We start from the raw sequence: 25,455 nt of genomic DNA, 5'->3' as shown, positions 1-25,455 counted from the left end.
GGATGTGTGGCCGGTCGGTGAGGTCGAGATGTCCTGACCTTCATCGGCGTGCAGGCCGATGCCGGTCCGATGAACGCGACCTCACCTCGTTGCGGGGCCGTCGGGGTTCTCCCAGGTGGAGGCGTCAGGCTGGGTGGATGAGCATCCAGGAGCAGGACCGGGCCGTCTCCGCCGGATCGACGGCGGCAGGGGCGGGTCGTCGCGAGCCCGCCTGGCCCGCCGGCCTCGTCGGGGTGGCTGCCGGTGCGGCCACGCTCGGGGTGGCCGAGGTGGGGGCCGGGGTGGCCGTGCGGCTGCTGGGGGCGACCGGGACACCCTCTCCGCTGCTCGCGGTGGCCGGGGCGTTCGTCGACCGGACGCCAGCCTGGCTGAAGGACTGGGCGGTCGCGACGTTCGGCACGGCCGACAAGATTGCCCTCGGGGTCGGGATCGGGCTCACCCTGCTCGTCGTGACCGCCCTGGTGGGAGCGCTGGGACGCACCTCTCGTGCCCTGTCCGTGGGCCTGTTCCTCCTCGTCGGGGCGCTGGGGCTCGGAGCCGTGCTGTCCCGCCCGGACGCCATGCCCGTCGACCTGTGGCCGACCCTGGCCGGTCTGGCCGTCGGCACGGCCGTGCTGCTCGTCGGGCTGGGGCGGCTGCACGGGCGGACGGGGGCCGGGCTCCCCGGGCACGGCGACGACCCGGCCGAGGGTCCGCGGCCTGCCGGCGGAGCCACCCCCGGTCCGGTGGCCGGGCGCCGCGGAGTCCTCCTCGCGGCCGGCGGCGTGGGGGTGCTGGGGCTCCTGGGCGTCGTGGCCGGACAGGCGCTCACCCGCACGGGCAGGGTGGCCGGTGCCGCCGTCCGTGCCCTCGGCCTGCCGGTCCCGGTGCGCCGGGTGGAGGTCCCGGCGGCGGCGTCCGCGACGGTGGAGGGACAGACGCCGTTCCTCACCCCCGTCGACGACTTCTACCGGATCGACACCGCGCTGTGGGTGCCCCGGGTCGACCCGGCGACGTGGACCCTGCGGGTCACCGGACTGGTGGAGCAGGAGGTCGAGATCAACTGGGCCGAGCTGCTCGAGGAGGACCACGTCGAGGCGATCGTCACGCTCACCTGCGTGTCCAACACCGTCGGCGGGCCCCTCGTCGGCAACACCGTGTGGACCGGATGGCCCGTGCGCGAGCTGCTCGCGCGCGCCGGGGTGCGGCCGGAGGCGGACATGGTCCTCTCGCGCAGCGCCGACGGATGGACGGCCGGGACGCCGATCGAGGCGCTGACCGACGACCGCGAGTCCCTGATCGCCGTGGCCATGGACGGGCAGCCGCTGCCGGCCGAGCACGGTTTCCCGGCCAGGCTGGTGGTGCCCGGCCTCTACGGGTACGTGTCGGCGACCAAGTGGGTCACCGAGCTCAAGGTCACCCGCTTCGACGCGGACGAGGGCTACTGGACCCCGCGCGGATGGGCCGAGCGCGGACCGATCAAGACCGCCTCGCGCATCGACGTGCCCCGCAGCGAGGCCCGGGTGCGGGCCGGCGAGGTGGCGGTGGCGGGGGCGGCCTGGGCACAGCAGCGAGGCATCAGCGCCGTCGAGGTGCGGGTGGACGACGGCCCCTGGCAGCAGGCGGAGCTGGCCGCCCAGCCCAGCGACGACGCGTGGCGGCTGTGGAGCTGGACCTGGCCGGACGCCGCTCCCGGCCGGCACCAGCTGACCGTCCGCGCCACCGACGGCACCGGCGAGGTGCAGACGGACCGTCCGGCGGCGCCCGCCCCCGACGGGGCCAGCGGCTGGCACGCGGTCGAGGTGACGGTCGTCGAGGACGACTGACGCAGGGGTGGCGTCCGCGCGCCCGGGACCGGACCGCGCTGCACCTCCGGAGCTCACCGGCCAGGCGGCTGCAGCTCACCGGCCAGGCGGTTGCGGACCGCACCTGCCAGCCGCTGTGGACGGGACGGGTTCACCGTCGGCGGGACGGCATACCCTTGACCGGTGCCCGACCACCCCGACCTCGCAGAGCTCCTGCACGCCGCCGTGACCGCGGTGGGTGGCAGCGAGCGCCCCGGGCAGGTGCAGATGGCGCAGGCCGTGGCCCGGGCGGTCGAGCGTGAGGAGCACCTGCTGGTGCAGGCGGGGACAGGGACCGGCAAGTCGCTGGCCTACCTCGTGCCGGCCGTCGCCCACGCGATGGCCACCGGCAAGCCGGTCGTCGTCGCGACCGCCACCCTGGCGCTGCAGGCCCAGATCGTCGACCGCGACCTGCCCCGCGTCGCCGAGGCGCTGCGGCCCCTCCTGGGTCGCCGTCCCACCTACGCCCTGGTCAAGGGTCGGTCCAACTACGTGTGCCGGCACAAGGTCGTCGGCGGGTTCCCCGAGGACGACGAGGACGCGCTCCTGGCCGTGGGGGCGGTCGACGCCGACCGGTCGCGCCTCGGCGCCGAGGTCGTGCGGCTGCGGGAATGGGCCGAGGTCACCGAGTCCGGGGACCGCGACGAGCTGGTCCCCGGCGTCGGCCAGCGGGCCTGGCGGCAGGTGTCGGTCACCGCGCAGGAGTGTCTGGGCAGTCGCTGCCCGGTGGTCGCCGAGTGCTTCGTGGAGCAGTCGCGGGAGGTTGCGCGGGAGGTCGACGTCATCGTCACCAACCACGCGTTCATGGCCATCGACGCGTTCGAGGGGCGGTACCTGCTGCCCGACCACGACCTGCTGGTCGTCGACGAGGCGCACGAGCTGACCGACCGGATCACCTCGACGGTGACCGACGAGCTGACGACCTCGTCCGTGTCGGTGGCGGCTCGGCGCGCGGGCAAGGGGGAGGCCGCCGGCCGGCTCGCGGACACGACCGACCTGGTCGCCGACACGCTGGAGGACCTGCCCGAGGGACGGCTGACCCGCCTGCCCGAGCGTCTGGTCCAGACCCTGCAGCTCGTGCGGGACTCCGCCCGGGCCGCACTGTCCGAGATCAAGCCGGACAAGGGGGCCGAGGTCGACGGGTCCACGCAGCTGGCGCTCGCGGCCGTGGAGGAGGTGCACGACGTCGCCGAGCGGGTGCTGGAGGAGCGCGAGCTGGACGTGGTCTGGCTGAGCAAGGACCCGCGGCGGGGACCGGTCCTGCGGGTGGCGCCGATGAGCGTGGCGATGGCCGTGCGGGAGAAGATCTTCGCCGAGCGCACGGTGGTCCTCACCTCGGCCACCATCGAGCTGGGCGGCAGCTTCGACGCCGTCGCGGGCACGCTGGGGCTGCGGGGGACGGGGTCCCCGGCGTGGACCGGGCTGGACGTCGGCTCGCCGTTCGACTACCCGCAGCAGGCCATCGCCTACGTGGCCGCCCACCTGCCCGCACCCGGCCGGGACGGTGCGGCCCCTGTGGTCTTCGACGAGATCGAGGCGCTGGTGCGGGCCTCCGGGGGGCGGACCCTGGGCCTGTTCAGCTCCCGCCGGGCCGCCGAGGCCGCGGCCGAGCAGATGCGGGAACGGCTGTCCGACACCGGGATCAGGGTGCTGTGCCAGGGGGACGACCAGACCCCGACCCTGGTGCGGGAGTTCGCCGGGGACGCCAGCACCTGCCTGTTCGGGACGATGTCGCTGTGGCAGGGCGTGGACGTGCCCGGCCCGGCCTGCCAGCTGGTCATCATCGACCGCATCCCGTTCCCGCGTCCGGACGACCCCCTGTCCTCCGCCCGCTCCGAGGCCATCTCGCGCACCGGCGGCAACGGCTTCATGAGCGTGTCGGCCACGCACGCGGCCCTCCGGCTGGCGCAAGGGGCGGGCCGGCTGGTGCGCCGGGGGGAGGACCGCGGGGTGGTGGCCTTCCTCGACCCGCGGATGATGACCGCCCGCTACGCCTCGTTCCTGCAGAGGTCGCTCCCGCCGTTCTGGCCCACGACCGACCGCGACCTCGTGCTCGGCGCGCTGCGACGGCTGGACGAGACGGCCGGCGAGGTCGTCCCGGTCGCGGCGCCCACCGCCCGCGGGCTCGGCGGGGCCTCCGCCGCGGGTCCCGTCGCCGTGGACGTCCCCGTCGCCCGGTCGCCCCGGACCGCCGTCACGGGGGGCCACGCATGGTCCACCGCGCAGGACGAGGAGCTGCGCGACGGGCTGGAGGCCGGCATCACCGTCGAGGAGCTCGCCGAGCATCTGGAGCTGGCGCCCGACCTGGTGACGGCGCGGATCAACCAGCTGGGCCTGAGCCGCGCCGGCTGACCCGCGCCGGTCGACCCCGGCCGGGTGTCCGGCCGGTCGACCCGCGCCGGCTTCCCCACGCCATACCCCGACGGACTTCAGCCCATCATGAGCTCGAAGCCGAAGTAGGCGGCGAGGTTGAGGGCCACGAAGCCGACCGCGACCAGGGCGAGGATGCCGGCCGGCACCCAGCCGCGACGGTCACCGTGCCGGGCCGCCCGACGGGCGAACCAGGCGGACACCACCGCAGGGAGGAAGAAGACCAGCAGCGCGGGCACGCTGGAGACGAGGACCGCCCACGGCGGAGGCTCCACGGTGCCCCCGACGGGATGGCCGAGGAGGGAGGCCAGGCCCTCTCCGACGACGAACGCCAGGACGAAGGCGACCGGCAGCAGGAGCATGCTCAGCCACGCGTTGCGCACGTCGTGGTGGACCCGGTCCTCTCCCGCAGGACGCCGGGTGGGGGTGGTGGTGGTCGACGACATTCCGCACCTCCTTGTGCGAGGTGGGACCCGGGGACCCCGGGTCCCACCTCCATCGTCCTCCCGGCTCGTGCACGCCACAAGGCTGCGGCTGTGTGCCGTGGGACACGCCCGTCGGTGGGCCGTGGCAGGCTGGGGGCCATGAGCATCCCCACGCTGGCCCTCGTCCAGGGACCGGAGGAGATCCTCGCCGAGCGGGGGGTGGAGTCGGTCGTGGAGGCCGTGCGCGTCGCGGAGCCGCAGGCCGAGGTCGTGCGCCTCTACGCCGCCTCCTACCAGCCCGGCGAGCTGGGCGTGCACGCCAGCCCCAGCCTCTTCGGCGGCTGGACGGTCATCGTCGTCCACGACATGGACGAGGCCGACGACGCGTTGATGGAGGACCTGCTGGCCTACCTGGCCCGGCCCGCCGACGCCGTCACCCTCGTCGTGCGCCACAAGAGCGGCAACCGCGGCAAGAAGGTGCTCGACACCCTCCGGTCGGGAGGTGCCCGCGTCGTCGAGGCCAAGGCCGTGAAGTCCGAGGCCGACAAGCACGCCTTCGTCAAGCACGAGTTCCGCGTCGCCCGTCGCAAGATCCACGAGGAGGCGGTCGGTGCCCTCGTCCAGGCCGTCGGCAAGGACCTGCGCGAGCTGGCGGGCGCCTGCGCCCAGCTGGCCCGCGACGTCGAGGGTGCCGTCGAGGTCCAGGACGTGCACACCTACTACGGGGAGAAGGTCGAGACCACCGGGTTCAAGGTGGCCGAGGCGGCGCTCGCCGGCGACCAGGCCACCGCGATGGCCCTGCTGCGGCACGCGATGAACGGCGGTCTGGACCCCGTCCCGCTCGTCGCCGTCCTGGCCATGCAGCTGCGCCAGGTGGGCCGGGTCGCGGCGGCCGGGCGCGGCAGCTCCACCCAGGTCGCCCGGGACCTGGGCATCGCTCCGTGGCAGGTCGACCAGGCGCGCCGCGTCGCCCAGGGCTGGGACGGCCTCCGCCTGGGCCGGGCCGTGGAGGCCGTGGCCCGCGCCGACGTGGACGTCAAGGGCGGTCTGCGCACCGAGGCTGCTGTCAGGTCACCGGAGCACGCCGTGGAGCGAGCCGTCCTGCAGGTCTGCAGGGCGCGGCACGGGGACGAGCCGTGAGCGGCGAGGAGCCGCGTGCGGTCTGGCACCTGGCCGAGCGGTCCCACTGGGAGCAGGCCCTGGCCTCCGGGTCCTACGAGCGCTCGACCCGCGGTGCCGACCTGGACGAGGTCGGGTTCGTCCACGCGTCCTACCCCGAGCAGCTGCCCGGCGTCGTCGCCGCGCACTACGCCCGGGCCACCGAGGAGCTGGTCGTCCTGGAGATCGACGTCACCCGGCTGCCGGCCACGACTCCCGTGAAGCTCGAGCCGGCCGACCCGGCCGACCCGGACGGGGAGCGCTTCCCCCATCTCTACGGGCCGGTGCCGGTCGGCGCCGTCGCGCGGACCCGCCCCGCCCGGGTGGAGCGGGGCTGGCTCGACCTGGGCGGGTGGGAGCCGGGGCCGGGCGGGTAGAACCCCGGGGATGCACCGGGTCGAGCCCTCCCTGGTCGAGCCCTCCCTGGTCCAGCCCTCCCGGGTCCAGCCCTCGTCGAGGGGGTCAGCCCTCCGCCAGGTCCTCGGACCGGCTGAACGTCACCTCGACCTGGATCTCACCGGCGAGCCGCTCCAGGTCCGCGCGCAGGGCGTCGGTGTCGGCGCCTTCGGGGACGGTCGCCACGACCGTCGCCTCGAAGAGCTGCCCGCCCGCCATGGGGGCCTCGACGGTCCGGGTCTCCAGCTCGGCCACGTTGAGCCCGTGGTCGGCCAGGACCGAGGAGATGGAGCGCACGATCCCGGGCTGGTCGTTGCCCATGATCTCGACCAGCACCGGCGTGCCGCCTGCGTCCCCGCCCTCGGCCGGCAGGGTCCCGCCCGGCCGGACGGAGACCTCGAGCAGACCCGTCAGCGGCTCGAGCGCGGCACGCAGCTCCTCGGTGCGGTCCGCGGGCACGGAGACCACCACCACCCCGGCGAAGGTGCCGGCCAGCTCGCTGAGCCGGCTCTCCTCCCAGTTGCCGCCGTGCTGGTCGACCACGTCGGCCAGGGCACGCACGAGACCGGAACGGTCGTCGCCGACGACCGTGAGGACGAGCTGGGTACGCATACCCCGATGGTAGCGAGGCCTGGGGCCCGGCGTCGGAGTTGGGACGCGGGCCCCGGCGCTGCTAGATTGGGTGGTCGCGTGCGCGCTCGGTCGTGCGCGCACCGCAAGCAGCATCACGCGCGGTCATCCGCCAGGGCCCCCCACGCCTCACGTTCCGGACCGCGCGATGTCGCCCTCACGACATCCACCGACGACTGAAGCAGGAAGACACTTCGTGGCAAACATCAAGTCCCAGATCAAGCGCGTCAAGACGAACGCCAAGCGCACGGAGCGCAACCGGGCGCACAAGTCCGAGCTGCGCACCTGGATCCGCAGGTTCCGCGACGCCGCGGACAGCGGTGACACCTCCGCCGCCGAGGAGGCCCTGAAGAAGGCCTCCACCAAGCTGGACAAGGCCGTCTCCAAGGGCGTCATCCACGCCAACCAGGCGGCCAACAAGAAGTCGGCGATGGCTCGCCGCTTCAACCGCATCGGCGCCTGAGCCTCCGCTCCCGTGCCGACGGGCGCTCCTCCCACCGGGAGGGGCGCCCGTCGTCGTCCCGCCCGCACCGCAGCTGCGCAGGTGCGCACCGGCCGGCGACCCCGGCGAGGTATGGGGCGCGCGTGCCCCCTGCGCTACCATGAGGCCACCATGACGACCCGTTGCGTGCTCCTTCTTACGCAGCCGCGCTGACGACGCACCACCCAGCGCGGCTGACCCCTCCTGAGCGAGGGGCTTTTTTGTGCACCAGCAACGACGACCCGTGAGCACCGACGCGACCAGAGGACGACGAGGCACGATGAGCGAGCGCATCCCCCAGCACCGGTACACCGCCGAGCTGGCCGGCCGGATCGAGGCGACCTGGCAGGACCGTTGGGAGGCCGACGGCACCTTCCACTCGGCGAACCCGGCCGGTCCGTGGGCCGAGCCGGACGACCCGCGGCTGCAGACGGGCCACCGCTACATCATGGACATGTTCCCCTACCCCTCCGGGACGGGGCTGCACGTGGGCCACCCGCTGGGTTTCATCGCCACCGACGTGCACGCGCGCTACCTGCGCACCACCGGGATGAACGTGCTGCACACCATGGGCTTCGACGCCTTCGGGCTGCCCGCCGAGCAGTATGCGGTGCAGACCGGGCAGCACCCGCGCACCACCACGGAGCGCAACATGGAGGTCTACCGCGGGCAGCTGCGCCGGCTGGGGATGGGCCACGAGCAGCGCCGCAGCTTCGCCACCATCGACCCGGACTACTACCGCTGGACCCAGTGGATCTTCACCCAGATCTACCACTCCTGGTACGACCCGGAGGCTCCCGCGCGCACCGGTGACGGCACCGGACGGGCCCGACCGATCGACGACCTGGTCGAGCAGTTCGCCACCGGGCAGCGTCCGACCCCCGACGGCCGGCCGTGGGCCGACCTGTCCCGGGTCGAGCAGGCCCGGGTGATGGACGGCCACCGCCTGGCCTACCTCTCCGAGGCGCCCGTCAACTGGTGCCCGGGGCTGGGCACCGTGCTGTCCAACGAGGAGGTCACGGCCGACGGCAAGTCCGAGCGTGGCGACTTCCCGGTCTTCCGCCGCAGCCTGAGCCAGTGGAAGATGCGGATCACCGCCTACGCCGACCGCCTGGTCGACGACCTGGACCGCCTGGACTGGCCCGAGAAGGTCAAGCTCATGCAGCGCAACTGGATCGGCCGCTCCACCGGCGCCCGGGTGAGCTTCCCGGTGGCCACCACCACCGGGGACGCCGAGGGCATCGAGGTCTTCACCACCCGTCCCGACACCCTCTTCGGCGCCACCTTCATGGTGCTGGCCCCGGAGCACCCGCTGGTGGACCGCCTGGTCCCCGACGCGTGGCCGGAGGGCACCCGGGAGGCCTGGACCGCGGGGGAGGCCTCCCCCCGGGCCGCGGTGACGGCATACCAGCGTCTGTCCTCCACCCGCTCCGACATGGAGCGGCAGGCCGACACCAGGGCCAAGACGGGGGTGTTCACCGGTGCGTTCGCGACCAACCCGGTGACCGGCACCCGGATCCCGGTCTTCGTCGCCGACTACGTGCTCATGGGCTACGGCACCGGCGCGATCATGGCCGTGCCGGGGCAGGACCAGCGCGACTGGGACTTCGCCACCGCCTACGACCTGCCGATCGTGCGGACCGTGCGGCCCGCGCCCGACCACCCCGAGGACCAGGCGTTCGTCGGGGAGGGCCCGGCGATCAACTCCGCCAACGACGAGGTCAGCCTGGACGGGCTGGACGTCGCCGAGGCCAAGGACCGCATCCTCACCTGGCTGGTGGACAAGGGCCTGGGCGAGGCGACCACCACCTACCGGCTGCGCGACTGGCTGTTCAGCCGGCAGCGCTACTGGGGCGAGCCCTTCCCCGTCGTCTGGGACGAGGAGGGCGTGGCCCACACCGTGCCCGACCACCTGCTGCCGGTCGAGCTGCCCGAGGTGCCGGACTACTCCCCGCGCACCTTCGATCCGCAGGACGCGGACTCCTCCCCGGAGGCGCCGCTGGCGCGGGCGACCGACTGGGTCGAGGTCGAGCTGGACCTCGGCGACGGCCGCGGCGTGCAGCGCTACCGCCGGGAGACCAGCACCATGCCCAACTGGGCAGGCTCGTGCTGGTACTACCTGCGCTACCTGGACCCGGCCAACGACCAGGCCCCCGTCGACCCGGCCGTCGAGCGCTACTGGATCGGCCCGCGCCCCTCGCCGGTGGCCGGTGCGCCGGCCGGGGCGAGCGACCCCGGCGGCGTGGACCTCTACGTCGGCGGCGTGGAGCACGCGGTGCTGCACCTGCTCTACTCCCGCTTCTGGCACAAGGTGCTCTTCGACCTGGGCTACGTCTCCAGCGAGGAGCCGTTCCGCCGGCTGATCAACCAGGGCATGGTCGAGGCGTGGGTCTACCGGGACGAGCGCGGCTTCCCGGTGCCCGCCGCCGAGGTCGAGGAGCACCCGGACCCCGAGGGCGGGGCGCCCACGTTCACCTGGCAGGGGGAGGCGGTCACCCAGGAGTACGGGAAGATGGGCAAGTCGCTGAAGAACGTCGTCACCCCCGACGAGATGTGCGAGCAGTACGGCGCCGACACCTTCCGCGTCTACGAGATGAGCATGGGGCCCCTGGAGCAGTACCGTCCCTGGGACACCCGGGCGGTCGTGGGGTCGATGCGCTTCCTGCAGCGGCTGTGGCGCAACGTGGTCGACGAGGAGAGCGGTGAGCTGGTCGTCGTCGACGCCGACCTGGACGAGCAGACCGACAAGGCGCTGCACCGGACGATCGAGGGGGTGCGGGCCGACTACGAGGCGCTGCGCACCAACACCGCGGTCGCCAAGATGATCGAGCTGAACAACCACCTCACCAAGATGGACGCCGTGCCCCGTGCCGCCGTCGAGCCGCTGGTGCAGATGGTGGCGCCGGTCGCCCCGCACGTCGCCGAGGAGCTGTGGTCGCGGCTGGGCCACGGGACCTCGTTGGCCTACGAGCCCTTCCCCGAGGCCGACCCGGCCAAGCTGGTCGAGGACACCGTGACCTGCGTGGTGCAGGTCAGGGGCAAGGTGCGCGACCGGCTCGAGGTGGCGGCCGACATCGAGCCGGCGGCGCTGGAGGCGCTGGCGCTGGCCAGCGCCAAGGTGCAGGCCGCGACGGGTGGCGCGCCGGTGCGCAAGGTCGTCGTCCGCCCGCCCAACCTCGTCAACGTCGTCGTCTGAGCCGCCGGATGCGCGTCGCCGTCGTCACCGACACCACCGCCTGCCTGGGCCCCGACCGGGCCGAGGAGGCGGGGGTGAGCGTCGTCCCGCTCCACGTGCACGTGGGAGGCACCCGCTCGGTGCCGGCCCGGGAGATCACCCCCGGGGAGGTCGTGGACATCCTCGCCGACGGGAAGCAGCGGGCCTCCACGTCCCGTCCGTCCCCGGGGGAGCTCGCCGAGGTCTACCGACGGGTGGCTGCCGAGACCGGGTGCTCGACGATCGTCTCGGTCCACCTGTCCGCCGGGGTCAGCGGCACCGTGGAGGCCGCCGAGCTCGCCCGGGACGAGCTGGCCGGGGAGGTGACGGTCGAGGTCGTCGACTCCCGCGTGATCGGACTGGCGATGGGGTATGCCGTGCTCGCGGGCGCCCGCGCGGCCGCCGCCGGCGGCGACGCGCAGGAGGTCGCCGACGTGGTGCGGGCGCGGTCGGCCGCCAGCCGCACCTGGTTCTACGTCGACACCCTGGACCACCTGCGCCGGGGCGGCCGGATCGGTCGTGCCGCGGCCCTCGTGGGCACGGCCCTGGCGATCAAGCCGCTGCTGACCCTGCGGGACGGGGAGGTCCATCCGGCCGCGAAGGTGCGCACCCGCGCGAAGGCCCTGGCCCGGCTGGTCGAGCTGGCCGTCGAGGCGGTGGAGGGCGCCAGGGCGGAGGGACGCACGGTCGAGCTGGCCGTCCACCAGCTCGCGGCCGCGGAGGCGGCCGCCGAGCTGGCCGGGGAGCTGGCCGAGCGCACCGGCCTGACCGCCGAGATCGCCGAGCTCGACCCCGTGGTGGGGGTGCACACCGGGCCCGGGACGCTGGGTGTCGTCGTCGCTCCGGGAGAGGTCCGCTCGCCGGGCTGACCTGTCCACACCGGGGCCGTCGCGCCCCTGACGTCCACAGGAGCGCGCGCGGGCCTCGCCCCCGGCGGGTGGGGTCCCTACCGTCCATGGCATGAGCAGCTCCAGGCACGGGAGCGGGACGGCGGACCCGCTGGACGAGCTCCTCGGCGGCGGGCCGGGGACGTCCGAGCCCCCCGACGGGGTGGAGAACGGGCGACACCGACCGGGCCGGGTGCCGCTGCTGACCGTCCCGACGGCGCTCCGGTCGCTGGAGCTGGGTGTCGGTCCGGCGGCCGTCCGCGGGATGCTGGTGCTCGTCGTGGTGGCGGCGCTGGTGCTCGCGGGGCGGTGGGCGTGGACGACCCAGCGCTCGGACCCGGTGCCGCAGAACCAGGTCGAGGACCTTCGGGCGACGTCCGGGACCGACGACGGGGAGCCCGGCACCGGGACGGACGGGACGCCCGGTCCGGCGAGCGCCGGTGCGGGGACGGCCGAGGAGGGGACCGACCACGGAGCCGGCCCCACGGCCGCCGGGTCCGAGGGGGAAAGAGGGGAGGAGGAGCGACTGGTGCACGTCGTCGTGCACGTCACGGGTCAGGTGGGGGAGCCGGGCGTGGTCACCCTGCCGCAGGGGGCGCGCGTGGTCGACGCCGTCGAGGCGGCCGGCGGCCTGACCGCCGAGGCGGACCCCTCGGCGCTCAACCTGGCACGGCAGCTGGCCGACGGGGAGCAGGTGTGGGTCGGGCGCCCCGGGGAGGAACCACCTGCCGGGCTCGTGGCTCCGAGGCCGGTGTCCGCGGCCGGTGGTGGTGGTGGCGCGGGTGGTGGAGGGGCCACCACGGTCGGCGAGCCCGTCCTCGTGGTCGACCTCAACCGGGCCACCCAGGCCGAGCTGGAGGAGCTGCCCGGGGTGGGTCCGGTGACCGCCGGACGGATCCTGGCCTGGCGGGACGAGCACGGCGCCTTCACCGTGCCCGAGGAGCTGCTGGAGGTCAGCGGCATCGGCGAGCGCACCTTCGAGCAGCTGCAGCCGCACGTCACCGTGGGCGGGTGATCTCCCCGGATCCTCCGGCGGTCGACGGGGCTGCCGGGCCGGTCGGGGCTGCCGGGCCGGTCGGGGCCGTCGGGCCGGTCGGGGCCGTCGGGCCGGTCGGGGCTGCCGGTGCCGCGTCGGTCGGCGGAGCCACCCAGGACGCGGGGATCGCGCGGGAGGGACGCGTCCTCGACGGACGTCTGCTGGTTCCGGCCCTGGTCGCCTGGGCGGTGCTCTTCGGACTGCTGCCACGGCCGGTCTGGGTGCTCGTGGCGGTTGGAGCCACAGGAGCGCTGGGCGCCCTGGCCCTCGTGGGGCGCCGGGACCGGTCGCGCGGCGGCTCCCCGCGCCGGGACCGGTCGGGGGTCGGCTCCCGACCTGCGGCGTCGCCGTCGTGGGCGCCGGCGACGGCCCTGACCCTCGCTGCGGTGTCGCTGGTCTGCCTGGCCACTGCTGGCCACCTGCTCCGCGACCGGGCCGGACCGGTGACCGGGTGGGCCGAGGAGCGCGCCGTGGTCCGGGTGACGGCCACGGTGACCACCGAGCCGCGGGTCGTGGACCGGGCCGACGAGCGCGAACCGCTCGTCGTGCTCCACCTGCGGCTCCACGAGGTGACCGGTCGGGGCTCCTCCGCCCAGGTGGGCGCGCCCGTGCTGGTCCTGGCCCGCCCGGGCAGCGGCTGGGAGGACCTGACCTGGCGAAGCACCGTGCGGGCCGCTGGCCGGCTGGGACCCGCCGAGCCCGGTGAGCGGCCGGTGGCCGTGCTCGCACCGCGGGGAGGCCCCACCGTGGCGGAGGGGCCGGGGAGGATGCTGGACGCGGTCGAGCACGTGCGGGAGCGCTTCCGACGGTCGGTACAGCCCCTGCCGGCAGACGCCCGCGGTCTGGTCCCCGGGCTGGTGATCGGTGACACCTCGATGACCCCGCCGGACCTCACCGACGACATGCGCGCCACCGGTATGACCCACCTCAGCGCCGTCTCGGGATCCAACGTGGCGCTGGTCTGCGGGGCGGTCGCCGTCCTCGTGGCACGGACCGGCGTGCCCCGCCGCTGGCGCACCCCCCTGGTCTTGCTCGCGCTCGTCGCGTTCGTGCTCCTCTGCCGGCCGGAACCGTCGGTCCTGCGGGCCGGGGTGATGGGCAGCGTCGGCCTGCTGGCGCTGTCCTCGGGGCGGCGCCGCGTCAGCCTGCCCGCGCTCGGGGCCGCCGTGGTCCTGCTGCTGTGCGTGGACCCCTGGCTGGCCCGGTCGTACGGCTTCGCGCTGTCCACCCTGGCCACGCTCGGTCTGGTCCTGTGGTCCCGGCCGTGGGGAGACGCCCTCGCCGCGCCGCTGCCGGCCAGGATGCGCCTGCTCGGGGACGCGGTGGCGGTCCCGCTGGCCGCGCAGGTGGCCTGTGCCCCGGTCATCGTGCTCCTGCAGGGCAGCATCCCGGTCGTCGCGGTGCTGGCCAACCTCCTCGCGGCACCGCTGGTCGCACCGACCACCGTCCTGGGCGTCCTGGCGGCCGTCGCGTCACCGGTCTCGGTGGCCCTCGGCACCGTCGTCGCCTGGACGGCCGCCCTGCCTGCCTGGACCATCGGCCGGATCGCCCGGACGGGGGCCGACGTGCCCTACGGCACCCTCGACTGGGTCGACGGCCCCACCGGTGCGTGGCTCCTGACCCTGCTCACGGTGCTCGCCCTGGTCACCGGACCGTGGTGGCGGGACCAGCTGCGGCGCCGGCCGTGGTGGGGGTGGGCCCTGCTGACGGCCGTGGGCGCGGCGCTGTGGCCGGTCCCGGGCTGGAGCACGTGGCCACCACCGGGCTGGCTCCTCCTGGGGTGCGACGTGGGCCAGGGGGATGCCTTCCTGCTGCGCTCCGGGCCCGGCACGGCGGTCCTGGTCGACACCGGCCCCGACCCGGACCTCGTGCGGCGCTGCCTGCGCGACGCCGACGTGGACCGGGTGGAGCTGCTCGTCCTGAGCCACTTCCACGCCGACCACGTGGGCGGGGTCCCGGGCGTCGTGGACACGGTTCCCGTCGGCGCCGCCTATGTCAGCCCGGTGCGGCAACCGCCCGGGGTGGCGTCGGCCACACTGGCCGGGCTCGCTGCCGCCGGCGTCCGGTACGAGGACGGGGCCGCCGGACAGCGCCTCCGGGTCGGCGAGGTGGAGCTGGAGGTCGTCGGCCCCGGGCCCAGACCGGTCGTGGGCGGGTCGGCGGCCAACAACGGCAGCCTGGTGCTCGACGTCTCGGTCGACGGCCTGCGCGTGCTCCTGACCGGCGACCTCGAGCCGGAGGGTGCGAGGCCGCTGCGGGACCTGCTCGCGGGCCGGGACTTCGACGTGCTCAAGGTGGCCCACCACGGCTCCTCCGCGCAGGACGAACGGCTCGTCAGGGCCACCCGGGCCGAGGTCGCGGTGCTCGGGGTGGGGGCGGAGAACACCTTCGGCCACCCGGCTCCCAGCGCGCTCGACCTCCTGGACGACGCCGGCATGGTAGTGCTGCGCACCGACACCGACGGCGACCTGGCCGTCAGCCGCGAGGACGGCCGGCTCCAGGTCCACCGCCGCGACGGCTGAGCGGGGGCCGGTGCCACCGGTCAGAGGACGGGCTGCTCCACCTGGAGCGCGCGGGCGCTGGTGCACAGCGCGCTGAGCAGGGCGGCGACCGAGGGGACCCGCTTGAGGTCGGGGGTGGTGACGATCTGCACGACCCGGCGCGAGGGTGGTGAGACGGGTCGGACGACCACGTCGGGGTGGGACACCGAGTGCAGGATCAGCTGGGGCGCGAGGGCCACCCCCAGGCCGGCGGCCACGAGCCCCAGGACGGCGACGTAGTCCTCGGTCTCGAAGGTCACGTCGGGCTGGAACCCCGCCTGGTGGGACAGGGCCAGCAGGTGGCCACGACAGCGGGGGCAGCCGGCGATCCACGTCTCGGCCGCCAGGTCGGCGAGCTCGACCTCCTCCTGCCCGGCGAGGCGGTGGTCCTTGGGCAGCACGAGCATGACCGGGTCGGTGAGGACGTCGATGACCTCCAGCCCGGCGAGGTCGTCCACCCCGCGCCCGGGGTCGGTGCCCTCGTAGGAGAACGCGACCGCCAGGTCGACGTCCCCGGAGCGGATGGCGGCCAGCGACTCGGGCGGCTCGGCCTCGGTGAACTTCACGGTGATGTGCGGGTGCTCGCGCCGCAGCAGCGCCAGCGCCCGCGGGACGAGGGTCGCCGAGGAGGAGGGGAAGGCCATGAGGCGCACGACCCCGCTCTGCAGGCCGGCGATGGCGGCGACGTCGGCCTCCGCCCGCTCGAGGGCCTCCAGGATCTGGGCGGCGTGCCGGGCGAGCACCTGCCCGGCCTCGGTCAGCCGCACGACGCGTCCGCTGCGCTCGACCAGGACGGTGCCGGTGCGCTCCTCCAGCCGGCGCACCATCTGGGAGACGGCGGGCTGGGAGTATCCGAGCGCGTGCGCGGCGGCGGTGAAGGTCCCCTCCTGCGCGATGGCCCTCATGACCCGCAGCCCTGCAGCGTCCAGCATGTCCCGATCCTACCGAGCGTCGTCCTCCGCGTCCCCGGCGCGTCCCCGTCGACCCTCTCCGCGGGGTGGGTGGCTGGTAGGGGTGGGGGCCGTGTGGCGGGTGGGGGTTGGGTCCGTGTCGGCGGTGGGAGTGGGGACCGTGTGGCGGGTGGGGTGGGGTCCGTGTGGGTGGTGGGGGTGGGGACCTTGGTCCTGTCCGGGTGTGGACCTGTGCCTCTACTACGGGGGGTCGTGTTCTTGGGAGGGTGGTGTCAGCCAAGCGGAACACGATGAGAGAAGGAGCTGGCTGTCATGACTGCTCGTAGCGAGATCAGGGTCGACCCCCACCTGGATGGTCTGGTGGGTGAGAAGCACTACCTGCCCACGGCGGGTGGGTATGCGTTGGGTGTGCTGCGGATCGCGTTCGGGTTCACGTTCTTGTGGGCGTTCCTGGACAAGCTGTTCGGGCTGGGTTTTGCCACGCCGGCGGAGCGGGCGGTGGTCAACGGTGGGTCGCCGACGACGGGGTACCTCTCGGGGGTGGAGGGTCCGTTCGCGGGGGTGTTCAACGCGATGGCCGGTGGTGTGGTGTGGGACGTGCTGTTCATGGCGGGTCTGCTGGGTATCGGTGTGACGTTGATGCTGGGTGCTGGTGCCCGGGTGGGTGCGGTGGCGGGTGCGTTCATGTACCTGTTCATGTACCTGGCGGCGTTGCCGATGGTGAACAACCCGGTGCTGGATGACCACCTGAGCGGTGTGCTGGTCATGGTCGTGATCGCCACGGTCCCGGCGTCCTGGTCCTTCCTGGGTCTGGGCGAGTGGTGGGCCCGGGTCTCTCCCTCGCGCTTCCTGCGCTGAGATCGGCGGTCGGGTCGTGAGCGCCACGGTCCGGGCCCTGGGTCCGGTGCTGGTGGGCGTGGACGGGTCGGCCTCCGCCGCCTCCGCGGTCGCCTGGGCGACCGCGGAGGCCTCCGCGGAGGGGACCCGGCTCGTCCTGGTCCACGACAGCGGGGCCGGCCGGGCCGTCGGACGGGCACTGCTCGAACGGGCCCGGGACGGCGCCCGCCGGTCGGACCCGCAGGCTCGTCCCGAGCTGGTCCTGGAGGCTCCCGCGGACGAGGGTCCCTGCCCCGCCGGAACCATCGGCCGGGCGGTCGACGCCGTCGGACCGGATGCCGGGGCGACGACGGTCGTCGGGCGCCGCGGGTCCGGAGGTTTCCGGGGGATGCGGCTCGGATCGACGGCCCGCAGGCTCGTCCACGACGGCACCGGCACCCTGGTGCTCGTGCCGACCGGGTGGGAACCCACCACGGTGGACCCGCAGGCACCCGTCGTGGCGGTGGCCAGCGGGACGGAGCAGGAGGCCGAGAGGGTCGTCACGGCCGCCCGGCTGCGGGCGGAGCGCGACGAGCGCCCGCTCCTGGTGGTCCGGGCCGGCCGGTACGGGCACCCGGTCGCCGAGGTCCTCACCCACGACGCGAAGGCCGAGCTCATCGTCCTCGCCCGGGGTCCCACCGCGGCGGCGGTGGCCGAGGAGGCCACCTCCCCGGTGATGATCGTCTGAACGCCGACCGTCCGAGCACCGTCGTCCGGACGTCAGCAGTCTCCACCGCCGATGGCGGGCCCGCGGGCCCGCCATCGGCGCGTCCGCGGGCCCGCCGCGGGCCCGCCATGGGCGCGCCCGCGGCGACGCCGCCGGGCGCGAGGGACGGCGTGCACGGCATACCTCTCGCGTCGGTGATGATGGAGGTATGGAGAACGGGGCCAGGGTGCGCGCCCTCGGCCGGCCGCTTCCCGGTTCCGAGGGTCGCGCCCCGCTGATCCCCGGCCCTGTCGACACCGCGCTCACCCTGCCGCCGCGGACCCCGGTGGACGAGGAGCGCTACGCGGTGCTGCGCGACCTGGTGGCCGACGGCGACGTCGTGGTCCTGACGGGCGCCGGCATGTCCACGGCCTCGGGCATCCCCGACTACCGGGGGCCGGACGGGCGGCGGCGGGTCCAGCCGATGCAGCACGCGGAGTTCACCGGGTCCGCGGAGGCGCGGCGTCGCTACTGGGCGCGGGCGTTCAGCGGTTGGGAACGCTTCGCCGCGGCCCGTCCCAACGTCGCCCACCGGGCCGTGGCCGCCCTGGAGCAGGTGGGCGTCGTCACCGGGGTCATCACCCAGAACGTCGACGGCCTGCACCAGGAGGCCGGTGCCCGGTCCGTCCTCGAGCTGCACGGCAGCCTGGCCCGGGTGGTCTGCCTCGACTGCGACGAGCCGTACGAGCGCGACCAGGTGCACACCTGGCTGGCCCAGGCCAACCCCGGCTTCGGCGCGCTCGTCCACGACGGCGCCGAGGTCCGCCCCGACGGTGACATCGTCGTGTCCGAGGAGCTGGTCTCGCGGTTCCGGCCGCCCCGCTGCCTGGTCTGCGGGGGCGACGCCCTCAAGCCCGACGTCGTCTTCTTCGGCGGTTCGGTGGAGCGGGAGCTCGTCGACCGGGCGTACGAGATGGTCGCCGGGGCGGGCACCCTCCTCGTGCTCGGGTCCTCGCTGCGCGTCATGAGCGGCTACCGGTTCGTGCGCCGCGCCGCCCGCGAGGGCATCCCGGTGGCGGTCGTCACCCGCGGCGAGACCCGTGGCTGGGCGGAGACGACGGTGCAGGTGGACAGCCTGCTGCAGGACGTCCTGCCGCGGCTGCTGGACGACGTCGTCGAGGGACTCGACCTCCCTCGGGATGCGGACGGGCCCGAACCCTGGTGATATCGCCTCAGGGCCGGATCCCTGCCGGCCCGGGACGAGGAGGCGCGATGGACAGCAGCCAGGAGACGATCGCCATGCTCTACGACGCCGACGTGATGACCGTCGACGGCGACCGGCTCGGCGACGTCGGGCAGGTCTACCTGGACGACGAGACCGGCGCGCCGGCGTGGGTCTCGGTGCGCACCGGGTGGTTCGGTGCGCGGGAGAGTCTCGTCCCGCTCGTCGGTGCCCAGGTCGAGGGCGACACGGTCCGCGTCGCGCACACCCGCCAGGAGATCAAGGACGCGCCGACGGTCGACGCCGACGCCCACCTGGACGAGGTGGAGCAGGACCGGTTGTTCCGTCACTACGGCCTCGTGCTGGGCGACGGCACCGTCGCGCCCGAGGCGTCCACCGCAGGTCCGGACGGACCCCGGCCGGTCGGCCTCGCGGGGACCGGGTCGGGGCGGTCCGTCGGCGAGGAGCCGGTCGAGGAGGACCACGCCGACGGTGCCGAGCTCTCCCCGGAGCAGGCGGTGACCGGTGCGTCGGAGAACGTCGCCTACCCCAGCGGGCAGGACCGCCCCGAGGGGCCTCGCGGCGGTCCCACGAGCGGCCCCGGACGGCCAGGGAGGCTGCGGCGCCACGAGGGCAGGCCGCCGCGGTCCTGAGGGTGCGGGTCCCGGGGCCGCCTGCGGCTCCGCGGAGCAGGTGCTGGGTATGGTGCTGGGCACCCGTCGCGCATCCGCGCCGGCGGGTACGGCGGGTCGGAGGAGGCTGACGTGACCATCTCGCAGGAGCAGCTCGAGGCGCTGTACGACGCCGAGGTCGTGGACCAGGACGGCGAGAAGGTGGGCTCCCTCGGCCAGGTCTACGTCGACAACGGCACGGGGGAGGCGGCCTGGATCACCGTGCGCACCGGGTGGTTCGGCGGCCGGAAGATCTTCGTGCCCCTGTCGACGGCCGAGCTGGTCGACGGCCAGATCCGTGTCCCCTATCCCAGCGCCATGATCAAGGACGCTCCGGACATCGACATCAGCGGCCACCTCAGCGAGAACGACGAGCAGGACCTGTTCGACTACTACGCGCCGGAGGTGGGGGAGACCCCCGCGACCTGAGGCAGGGACCCGGCGCAGCTCGACAGGACCCGGACAGCACGACGCCGCCCCGGTCGAGGGGGCGGCGTCGTGGGTGGCGGTGGGACCCGTGCAGTGGCAGCGGCACGGTGGATGGAGGTGTCCCGCCGAGGGTCACACGCGGCGCAGCACCGCCGTGACCTTGCCCAGGACGACGGCGTGGTCGCCGTCGATCGGCTCGTAGGCCGGGTTGTGGGGCATGAGCCAGACCTTGTCCTTGCCCCGCTTGAAGGTCTTGACCGTGGCCTCGTTGTCCAGCATCGCGGCGACGATGTCGCCGTTGACCGCCGTCGGCTGACGGCGCACGACCACCCAGTCCCCGTCACAGATCGCGGCGTCGATCATCGAGTCCCCGACCACCTTGAGCAGGAACAGCTCTCCGTCGCCCACGATCTGGCGGGGCAGGGGGAAGACGTCCTCGACGGCCTCCTCGGCCAGGATCGGACCACCGGCCGCGATCCGGCCCACGACCGGGACGTAGGACGCCTCGGGACGGGAGTCACCGATGCCGGTCTCGTCGTAGGTACCGGCGAGGGGGCGCTCGCCGGCGTCGGACGCCACCGGGCCGCGAGCGTCGGCAGAACCGTCGGAAGGGGTGCGGCGGTAGCCGCTCTCGCTCCCGGGGACGACGACCTCGATCGCGCGCGGGCGGTGCGGGTCGCGCCGCAGGAAACCCTTGCGCTCGAGCATCTTCAGCTGGTGGGCGACGGAGCTGGGCGAGGTCAGGCCGACCGCCTCACCGATCTCGCGCAGGCTCGGGGGGTAGCCCCGGGCGTCGACGGAGTCCCGGATCACGTCGAGGACGCGTCGCTGCCGGTTGGTCAGCTGCGCCCCGCCGTCCCGGTCGGGCATCTCGTGGATCGTGGCCATGCGTCCTTCCGTCCCCGTCTCCCTCTGGCTGCCAGGGCCTGGCCGTCAGGCCAGGTCAGAGGGTGTGTCAGTGGTCGGTGTTTGAGTACCTGACATGCACACAGCGTACGGATCGAGCGGCCCCGGGGCAAACATGTGTTCGACCGGCGTGTCGACAAAGTCGTACGCGCGTGCTATCAATAGGACAGACGTCCTATCGAACGCATGTCGCAGGATGATCCCGAGGAGGACCACCATGAGCACTGCCACCGCCGAGCTGCACCCCCTGTCCGGGACGGTCGCACCGTGGACGGTCGCCCGCCCGGGTGGCCACCTGCGCCTGGTCTGCGCCGACGAGCGGCGCCCGGCCACGAGCCCCCTGCGGCTGACCCGTCGTGGTCGCCTGACGCTGACCGCCACGGCCGCCCTGGTGCTGGTCCTGGCCTTCGCCTCGCTGCTGAACGCCATCGGCCCGGCGGGCGCGAGCTCGGCCGTGACCGTCGAGCCGGGGATGACCCTGAGCCAGATCGCGGCCGAGCAGCTGCCGGAGGTCCCGCTGAGCCAGGCGATCGTGGACATCCAGCGGGCCAACCGGTTGAGCACCACCAGCGTGGCCGCAGGCCAGGAGCTGGTGATCCCCGGCCGCTGAGGCCGTCGGCGTGAGCTGAGGCTGCCGACGTGAGCTGGGGCTGCCGACGTGAGCCCGCCCGGCCGTTGCGCAGGACCGCGCTGGTCAGGAGCTGGAGCGGATGGCGTTCCAGACGACCGAGAGCTGCTCGGAGGGCATGAAGTAGCCGGTGAGGTGCGGGTCGAACATCAGGCCCGCGATCCCCGCCTGGACGTAGGCGTCGTCGGACTGGACGACCTCGGGCGGCGGCAGGGCGATCGCCCGCAGGTCCTCATCGGCGTCGATCATCCCGTTCTGCACCGCGAAGTGCCGGGCCCGCTCGGCGTTGGTGAAGGTCAGCAGCATCATCTGGCCGGCGATCTGGGCCGCGGCGGGCGACTCCTGCCCCTCCTCGCCCACGGCGATGAACCACCAGTGCTCCAGGCCCATCGTCTCGCGCCACAGGGCCGTCATCCCCTCGTGGTCGTCGGGCCCCTCCACCCGTGCGGCCAGCAGGTCGGTCTGCGTCTCGGCGGGGGGCAGCAGGCCCGCCCCGGGCCCGGCCTCGTCCGACGCGGGCGCCGTCGGGTCGTGGTCCAGGGGGTCCTGGTCGGTGGCGGCCGGCCGCTCGCCCTCGTAGAGCGACTCCCTGTCCTGCGGGCGCTCGTCGTCCTGGAAGGGCATCGATGTCGGGTCGCTCATACCCTCTATCGGACCACACCGGGACCGGGCGGCCCAATCAGAACGCCGCGGCCTGGGCGCTCGGACCCCCCGCAGGACGGCGCTCCGACCACCCTCCGGCGCAGGGGAACCGGGCCCGGATCACCGGGTCAGCGCGTGTCCGGACGACGCACCGGGATCGGCCCGGTCGGGTCGTCGAGCTCGTGGGACCAGCTGTGCGGCACCACGCCGGGGGAGTGCTCCAGACCCTGGTCGGTGGTCGGCCCGGGCTCCTGGCCGGTGTCCGGCTCGGGAGCGCGTCGGCTGGGTGACTCACCACCCTGGTGCGGGGCAGGCCCACCCTCGATCCGTGGTCCCTGGCCGTCCACCGGCACCTCCACCGGGGCGGTCCCGACCCGCACGGTCTCGCCGCGCACCTCGACCTCCACCGGATCGCCGACCTCGACGGAGAGGGTCAGCGCGTCCTGGGTGAGCCGCACCCGCAGGCGCGAGCCGTGCCACCGCATACGGAAGGTCAGGCCGGTCCACTCCTGGGGGAGGCGGGGGTCGAAGGTGAGCCGGCCCCGGTGGTCGCGCATGCCGCCGAACCCGCCGACGAGGGTGCTCCACACCCCGCCGGTGGAGGCCACGTGGACGCCGTCGGCGGCGTTGCGGTGCCGGTCGGCGAGGTCGACGAAGAGCGCGTCGTAGAAGTACCGCAGCGCCAGCTCGTGGTAGCCCACCTCCGCGGCGATGATCGACTGCACGACGGCCGACAGCGAGGAGTCCCCGGTCGTGATCGGGTCGTAGTAGTCGAAGTCGGCCCGCTTCTCCTCCTGGCTGAAGCGGTCGCCCAGCAGGTAGAGGGCCAGCACGACGTCGGCCTGCTTGAGCACCTGGAAGCGGTAGATGACCAGGGGGTGGTAGTGCAGGAGCAGAGGGGCGTGGTCGGCGGGGGTGCCCTCCAGGTCCCAGACCTCGCGGTCGAGGAACTGGCTGTCCTGCGGGTGGATGCCGAAGTCCTCGTCGAAGGGGATGTGCATCTGCTCGGCGACGCGGGCCCACTCGACCACCTCGACCTCCTGCAGGCCCAGCCGGGCACTCGCCCGGCGCAGCTCGTCGGGGTCGTTGCGCTCCAGGTCGCGCACCACCTCCACCGCCGCGCACAGGTTGTGGCGCGCCATCGCGTTGGTGAAGAAGTTGTCGTTGACCACGGTGTTGTACTCGTCCGGCCCGGTCACCGCGTGCAGGTGGAAGGACTTGTCCCCGTTGACCTGCCAGAAGCCCAGGTCGGCCCACAGGCGGGCGGTCTCCACGAGGAGGTCCACACCCTGGGAGACGAGGAACTGTCGGTCGCCGGTGGCCCGGGCGTACTTCATCAGGGCGTAGGCGATGTCGGCGTTGATGTGGTACTGCGCGGTTCCGGCCGCGAAGTAGGCCGAGGCCTCGTGACCGTTGATCGTGCGCCAGGGGAAGAGCGCGCCGTACTGCGCCATCTCGGCGGCCCTGCGGCGGGCGTCGTCGAGCATCCCGTGCCGGAAGCGCAGCGCGTTGCGGGCCGCCTGGGGGTGGGTGTAGGTGAGGAAGGGCAGGACGTAGCACTCGGTGTCCCAGAAGTAGTGCCCCCCGTAGCCCGAGGCCGTCAGGCCCTTGGCGGCGATGCCGTGGCCCCCGGCCCGCATGGAGGCCTGCCCGAGCTGGAAGAGGTTCCAGCGCACCGCCTGCTGCACGTCCGGCAGCCCGTCGACCTCGACGTCGGACTCGGCCCAGAACCGCTCCCACGTCCGCGCGTGCTCCTCCTGGAGCGCGGCCACGCCGCGCTCGGAGGCGCGGTCCAGCGTCCGGCCGCAGCGGTCGGCCAGCTCGCGCGCCGGCACCCCCCGGGAGGTGTGCACCGCGACGAGCTTGTTCAGCCGGACCACCGTCCCACGGCTCGCCTCGATGCGGTAGACGTGCTTGGCCAGGTCCTCCTCGACGACGGCGTCCGCACGGACCGGGTCCTCGGTCTCCAGCTGGTGCTCGACCATCGTGGCGATCGTCATCCGGGAGTTGTGGGTGCGGTAGCCCAGCAGCAGCCGCCCGTCGCGCTCCTCGTGCAGCCGGGGGTCGAGGACCCGCTCGGCGAAGCTCTCGGCCCTGCGGGGGTCGAACCCCTCGCCCATGGCCGCGGAGCGCACGTGGTACTCGTCCGACCCGTCCTGCCGGTTGAGCAGCTGGCTGGAGATGACGAGGGAGGCGTCCCCGTCGAGCATCTCGACCTCGAAGGTCATCACCGCCAGGTGGCGCTCCTCCACGCTCGTCATCCGGGTGCTGCTGATCCGCACCCGCTTGCCCGAGCTCGTGCGCCAGACGACCTCCCGCCGCAGGAGGCCCGCCCGCAGGTCGAGCACGCGCTCGTACGTCTCCAGGTCGGCGGTGGCCAGCAGCAGGGGCTCGTCGTCGACGTAGAGCTTGATGGTCTTGGGGTCGGGCACGTTGACGATCGTCTGCCCCACGCGCGCCAGCCCGTAGGCCTCCTCGGCGTGCTGGATCGGCCAGGTCTCGTGGAAGCCGTTGACGAAGGTGCCGTGGGTGTGGGTGTCGCGCCCCTCCTCGACGTTGCCGCGCAGCCCCAGGTAGCCGTTGGACACGGCGAACAGGGTCTCGCTCACCCCCAGGTCGGAGTCGTCGTAGGTGCTCTCGACCAGGCGCCAGGGGTCCACGGGACAGCGGGTGCGGTCCATCGGGTCGACGGGCTCGGGCGGGCGGTGCCAGTTGGTCGAGTCGGTCTGCACGCGGGCTCCAGGGGGTGGGACGGGGAGGGGGGAGGTATGCGGTGGGTGCGTCGGGGCTGGTGGGCGGTGGCCGTGACCGGACGGAGGGGGTGTGCTTAGACCAGGTCGGCCAGGTCGGTGACGACCTCGTCGGCACCGTGCTCGCGCAGGGTGGCGGCACCGACCCCGCGGTCGACCCCGACGACCCGGGCGAAGCCGCCCGCGGCTCCCGCGGCCACGCCCGAGACCGCGTCCTCGACGACCACGCACCGGGCGGGGTCCACGCCGAGCCGCTCGGCGGCATACCGGAAGGTGTCGGGCTCGGGCTTGCCCGCCAGGCCCTGCTCGGCGGCGACGACGCCGTCGACGACGACCTCGAAGCGGTCGGCCAGGCCGGCGGTCCTCAGCACCTCGACGGCGTTCTTGGAGGAGGAGACCACGGCCATGGCCACCTCCCGGCGGGCGAGCTCGTCGAGGAGACGGACCGAGCCGGGGTAGGGCTCGATGCCCTCCTCCTCGAGGACCTCGTTGAACAGGTCGTTCTTGCGGTTGCCCAGCCCGCAGACGGTGCGCTCGTCCGGGTCGTCGGACGGGTCGCCCTGGGGCAGCTCGATGCCGCGGGAGGCCAGGAAGGTGGCCACGCCCTCGTAGCGGGGCCGCCCGTCGACGTGGGCGAAGTAGTCGTCGTCGGTGTAGGGCTCCTGCTCCTCGGGCAGCTCGTCGAGGAAACGGGTGAACATCACCTCCCACGCCCGCATGTGGACCTCGGCGGTGGGGGTGATCACCCCGTCCAGGTCGAGGAGGGCGGCGTCGACGGTGTCCCAGTTCACCCGGCCCAGCGTAGGGGACGGAC

Annotated in this window: 22 protein-coding genes; 15 read left to right on the top strand and 7 right to left on the bottom strand. The window is 74.1% G+C overall.

Annotation, left to right across the window (positions count from 1 at the left end; all coding sequences use genetic code 11):
* The first annotated feature begins 137 nt into the window (after positions 1-137).
* Together ACWHYA_RS00195 and ACWHYA_RS00190 are read left to right on the top strand one after the other, a co-directional pair.
* Positions 138-1,805, top strand: coding sequence for a molybdopterin-dependent oxidoreductase (locus tag ACWHYA_RS00195; RefSeq protein ID WP_425939974.1), 1,668 nt, complete (start codon positions 138-140; stop codon positions 1,803-1,805).
* Between the two features lie 162 nt (positions 1,806-1,967).
* Positions 1,968-4,175, top strand: coding sequence for an ATP-dependent DNA helicase (locus ACWHYA_RS00190; protein WP_425939976.1), 2,208 nt, complete (start codon positions 1,968-1,970; stop codon positions 4,173-4,175).
* A 77-nt stretch (positions 4,176-4,252) separates the two neighbouring features.
* Here ACWHYA_RS00190 and ACWHYA_RS00185 read toward each other — a convergent pair whose 3' ends face one another.
* Positions 4,253-4,639, bottom strand: coding sequence for a hypothetical protein (locus tag ACWHYA_RS00185; RefSeq protein ID WP_425939978.1), 387 nt, complete (start codon positions 4,637-4,639; stop codon positions 4,253-4,255).
* Between the two features lie 138 nt (positions 4,640-4,777).
* Here ACWHYA_RS00185 and holA point away from each other — a divergent pair, with 138 nt between their 5' ends.
* Complete coding sequence (gene holA, locus ACWHYA_RS00180; protein WP_425939980.1) at positions 4,778-5,758, top strand: DNA polymerase III subunit delta; 981 nt, start codon at positions 4,778-4,780, stop codon at positions 5,756-5,758.
* A complete protein-coding gene (locus ACWHYA_RS00175) occupies positions 5,755-6,153 on the top strand; it encodes a DUF952 domain-containing protein (RefSeq protein WP_425939982.1) in 399 nt (132 codons plus the stop codon). The genes holA and ACWHYA_RS00175 overlap by 4 nt, the downstream gene beginning before the upstream one ends.
* Positions 6,154-6,238: 85 nt before the next feature.
* On the opposite strand, the gene ACWHYA_RS00170 is transcribed toward ACWHYA_RS00175, so the two are convergent.
* Positions 6,239-6,784, bottom strand: coding sequence for a glycine cleavage system protein R (locus ACWHYA_RS00170; protein ID WP_425939983.1), 546 nt, complete (start codon positions 6,782-6,784; stop codon positions 6,239-6,241).
* 214 nt (positions 6,785-6,998) lie between these two features.
* Between ACWHYA_RS00170 and rpsT the strand changes: the two genes are divergently transcribed.
* The 5 genes from rpsT (at position 6,999) to ACWHYA_RS00145 (ending at position 14,942) form a co-directional block, all read left to right on the top strand.
* Positions 6,999-7,265: a 30S ribosomal protein S20 gene (rpsT, locus tag ACWHYA_RS00165; RefSeq protein ID WP_425939985.1), complete on the top strand. Its 267-nt coding sequence runs from the start codon at positions 6,999-7,001 to the stop codon at positions 7,263-7,265.
* 298 nt (positions 7,266-7,563) lie between these two features.
* Entirely contained in the window at positions 7,564-10,479 is a 2,916-nt protein-coding gene (leuS, locus tag ACWHYA_RS00160; RefSeq protein WP_425939987.1) for a leucine--tRNA ligase, read from the top strand.
* 8 nt (positions 10,480-10,487) lie between these two features.
* Positions 10,488-11,366, top strand: a complete 879-nt coding sequence (locus ACWHYA_RS00155) for a DegV family protein (protein ID WP_425939989.1) — start codon at positions 10,488-10,490, stop codon at positions 11,364-11,366.
* A gap of 91 nt (positions 11,367-11,457) precedes the next feature.
* Positions 11,458-12,399 (top strand): helix-hairpin-helix domain-containing protein, encoded by a 942-nt coding sequence (locus tag ACWHYA_RS00150; RefSeq protein WP_425939990.1) that lies wholly within the window; start codon positions 11,458-11,460, stop codon positions 12,397-12,399.
* The gene (locus ACWHYA_RS00145; RefSeq protein WP_425939992.1) at positions 12,396-14,942 is read left to right on the top strand and encodes a ComEC/Rec2 family competence protein; all 2,547 of its coding nucleotides are present in this window, start codon (positions 12,396-12,398) and stop codon (positions 14,940-14,942) included. Before ACWHYA_RS00150 ends, ACWHYA_RS00145 begins: the two co-directional genes overlap by 4 nt.
* Before the next feature lie 20 nt (positions 14,943-14,962).
* On the opposite strand, the gene ACWHYA_RS00140 is transcribed toward ACWHYA_RS00145, so the two are convergent.
* Positions 14,963-15,892, bottom strand: a complete 930-nt coding sequence (locus ACWHYA_RS00140; RefSeq protein WP_425939993.1) for a LysR family transcriptional regulator — start codon at positions 15,890-15,892, stop codon at positions 14,963-14,965.
* A 291-nt stretch (positions 15,893-16,183) separates the two neighbouring features.
* Between ACWHYA_RS00140 and ACWHYA_RS00135 the strand changes: the two genes are divergently transcribed.
* The 5 genes from ACWHYA_RS00135 (at position 16,184) to ACWHYA_RS00115 (ending at position 19,715) form a co-directional block, all read left to right on the top strand.
* The gene (locus ACWHYA_RS00135; protein ID WP_431473613.1) at positions 16,184-16,729 is read left to right on the top strand and encodes a hypothetical protein; all 546 of its coding nucleotides are present in this window, start codon (positions 16,184-16,186) and stop codon (positions 16,727-16,729) included.
* 16 nt (positions 16,730-16,745) lie between these two features.
* A complete protein-coding gene (locus tag ACWHYA_RS00130; protein ID WP_425939997.1) occupies positions 16,746-17,435 on the top strand; it encodes a universal stress protein in 690 nt (229 codons plus the stop codon).
* Between the two features lie 187 nt (positions 17,436-17,622).
* Positions 17,623-18,618, top strand: a complete 996-nt coding sequence (locus ACWHYA_RS00125) for a Sir2 family NAD-dependent protein deacetylase (RefSeq protein WP_425940050.1) — start codon at positions 17,623-17,625, stop codon at positions 18,616-18,618.
* A 47-nt stretch (positions 18,619-18,665) separates the two neighbouring features.
* Positions 18,666-19,268, top strand: coding sequence for a PRC-barrel domain-containing protein (locus ACWHYA_RS00120; protein ID WP_425940052.1), 603 nt, complete (start codon positions 18,666-18,668; stop codon positions 19,266-19,268).
* Between the two features lie 111 nt (positions 19,269-19,379).
* On the top strand, positions 19,380-19,715 hold the full coding sequence (locus ACWHYA_RS00115; protein ID WP_425940053.1) for a PRC-barrel domain-containing protein: 336 nt from the start codon (positions 19,380-19,382) through the stop codon (positions 19,713-19,715).
* Between the two features lie 132 nt (positions 19,716-19,847).
* Here the strand turns inward: ACWHYA_RS00115 and lexA are convergent, their stop codons facing one another.
* Positions 19,848-20,603 (bottom strand): transcriptional repressor LexA, encoded by a 756-nt coding sequence (gene lexA / locus ACWHYA_RS00110; protein WP_425940055.1) that lies wholly within the window; start codon positions 20,601-20,603, stop codon positions 19,848-19,850.
* A 235-nt stretch (positions 20,604-20,838) separates the two neighbouring features.
* On the opposite strand from lexA, the gene ACWHYA_RS00105 reads away from it, so the two are divergent.
* A complete protein-coding gene (locus ACWHYA_RS00105; RefSeq protein ID WP_425940057.1) occupies positions 20,839-21,231 on the top strand; it encodes a LysM peptidoglycan-binding domain-containing protein in 393 nt (130 codons plus the stop codon).
* A gap of 84 nt (positions 21,232-21,315) precedes the next feature.
* Here the strand turns inward: ACWHYA_RS00105 and ACWHYA_RS00100 are convergent, their stop codons facing one another.
* The 3 genes from ACWHYA_RS00100 to ACWHYA_RS00090 all read right to left on the bottom strand — a co-directional run bounded on the left by ACWHYA_RS00100 (position 21,316) and on the right by ACWHYA_RS00090 (position 25,432).
* Positions 21,316-21,891 (bottom strand): hypothetical protein, encoded by a 576-nt coding sequence (locus ACWHYA_RS00100; RefSeq protein WP_425940059.1) that lies wholly within the window; start codon positions 21,889-21,891, stop codon positions 21,316-21,318.
* Between the two features lie 128 nt (positions 21,892-22,019).
* Positions 22,020-24,572 carry a glycoside hydrolase family 65 protein gene (locus tag ACWHYA_RS00095; RefSeq protein ID WP_425941004.1) on the bottom strand — a complete coding sequence of 851 codons (2,553 nt, stop codon included), beginning with the start codon at positions 24,570-24,572 and terminating at the stop codon, positions 22,020-22,022.
* 146 nt (positions 24,573-24,718) lie between these two features.
* Positions 24,719-25,432 carry an HAD family hydrolase gene (locus ACWHYA_RS00090; protein ID WP_425940060.1) on the bottom strand — a complete coding sequence of 238 codons (714 nt, stop codon included), beginning with the start codon at positions 25,430-25,432 and terminating at the stop codon, positions 24,719-24,721.
* Between the last annotated feature and the right edge of the window lie 23 nt (positions 25,433-25,455).

It is taken from the genome of Ornithinimicrobium carbonis (genome assembly GCF_977012275.1).
The sequence above is the reverse complement of the archived record's forward strand: the minus strand, read 5'-3'. Positions and strand labels throughout refer to the sequence as shown.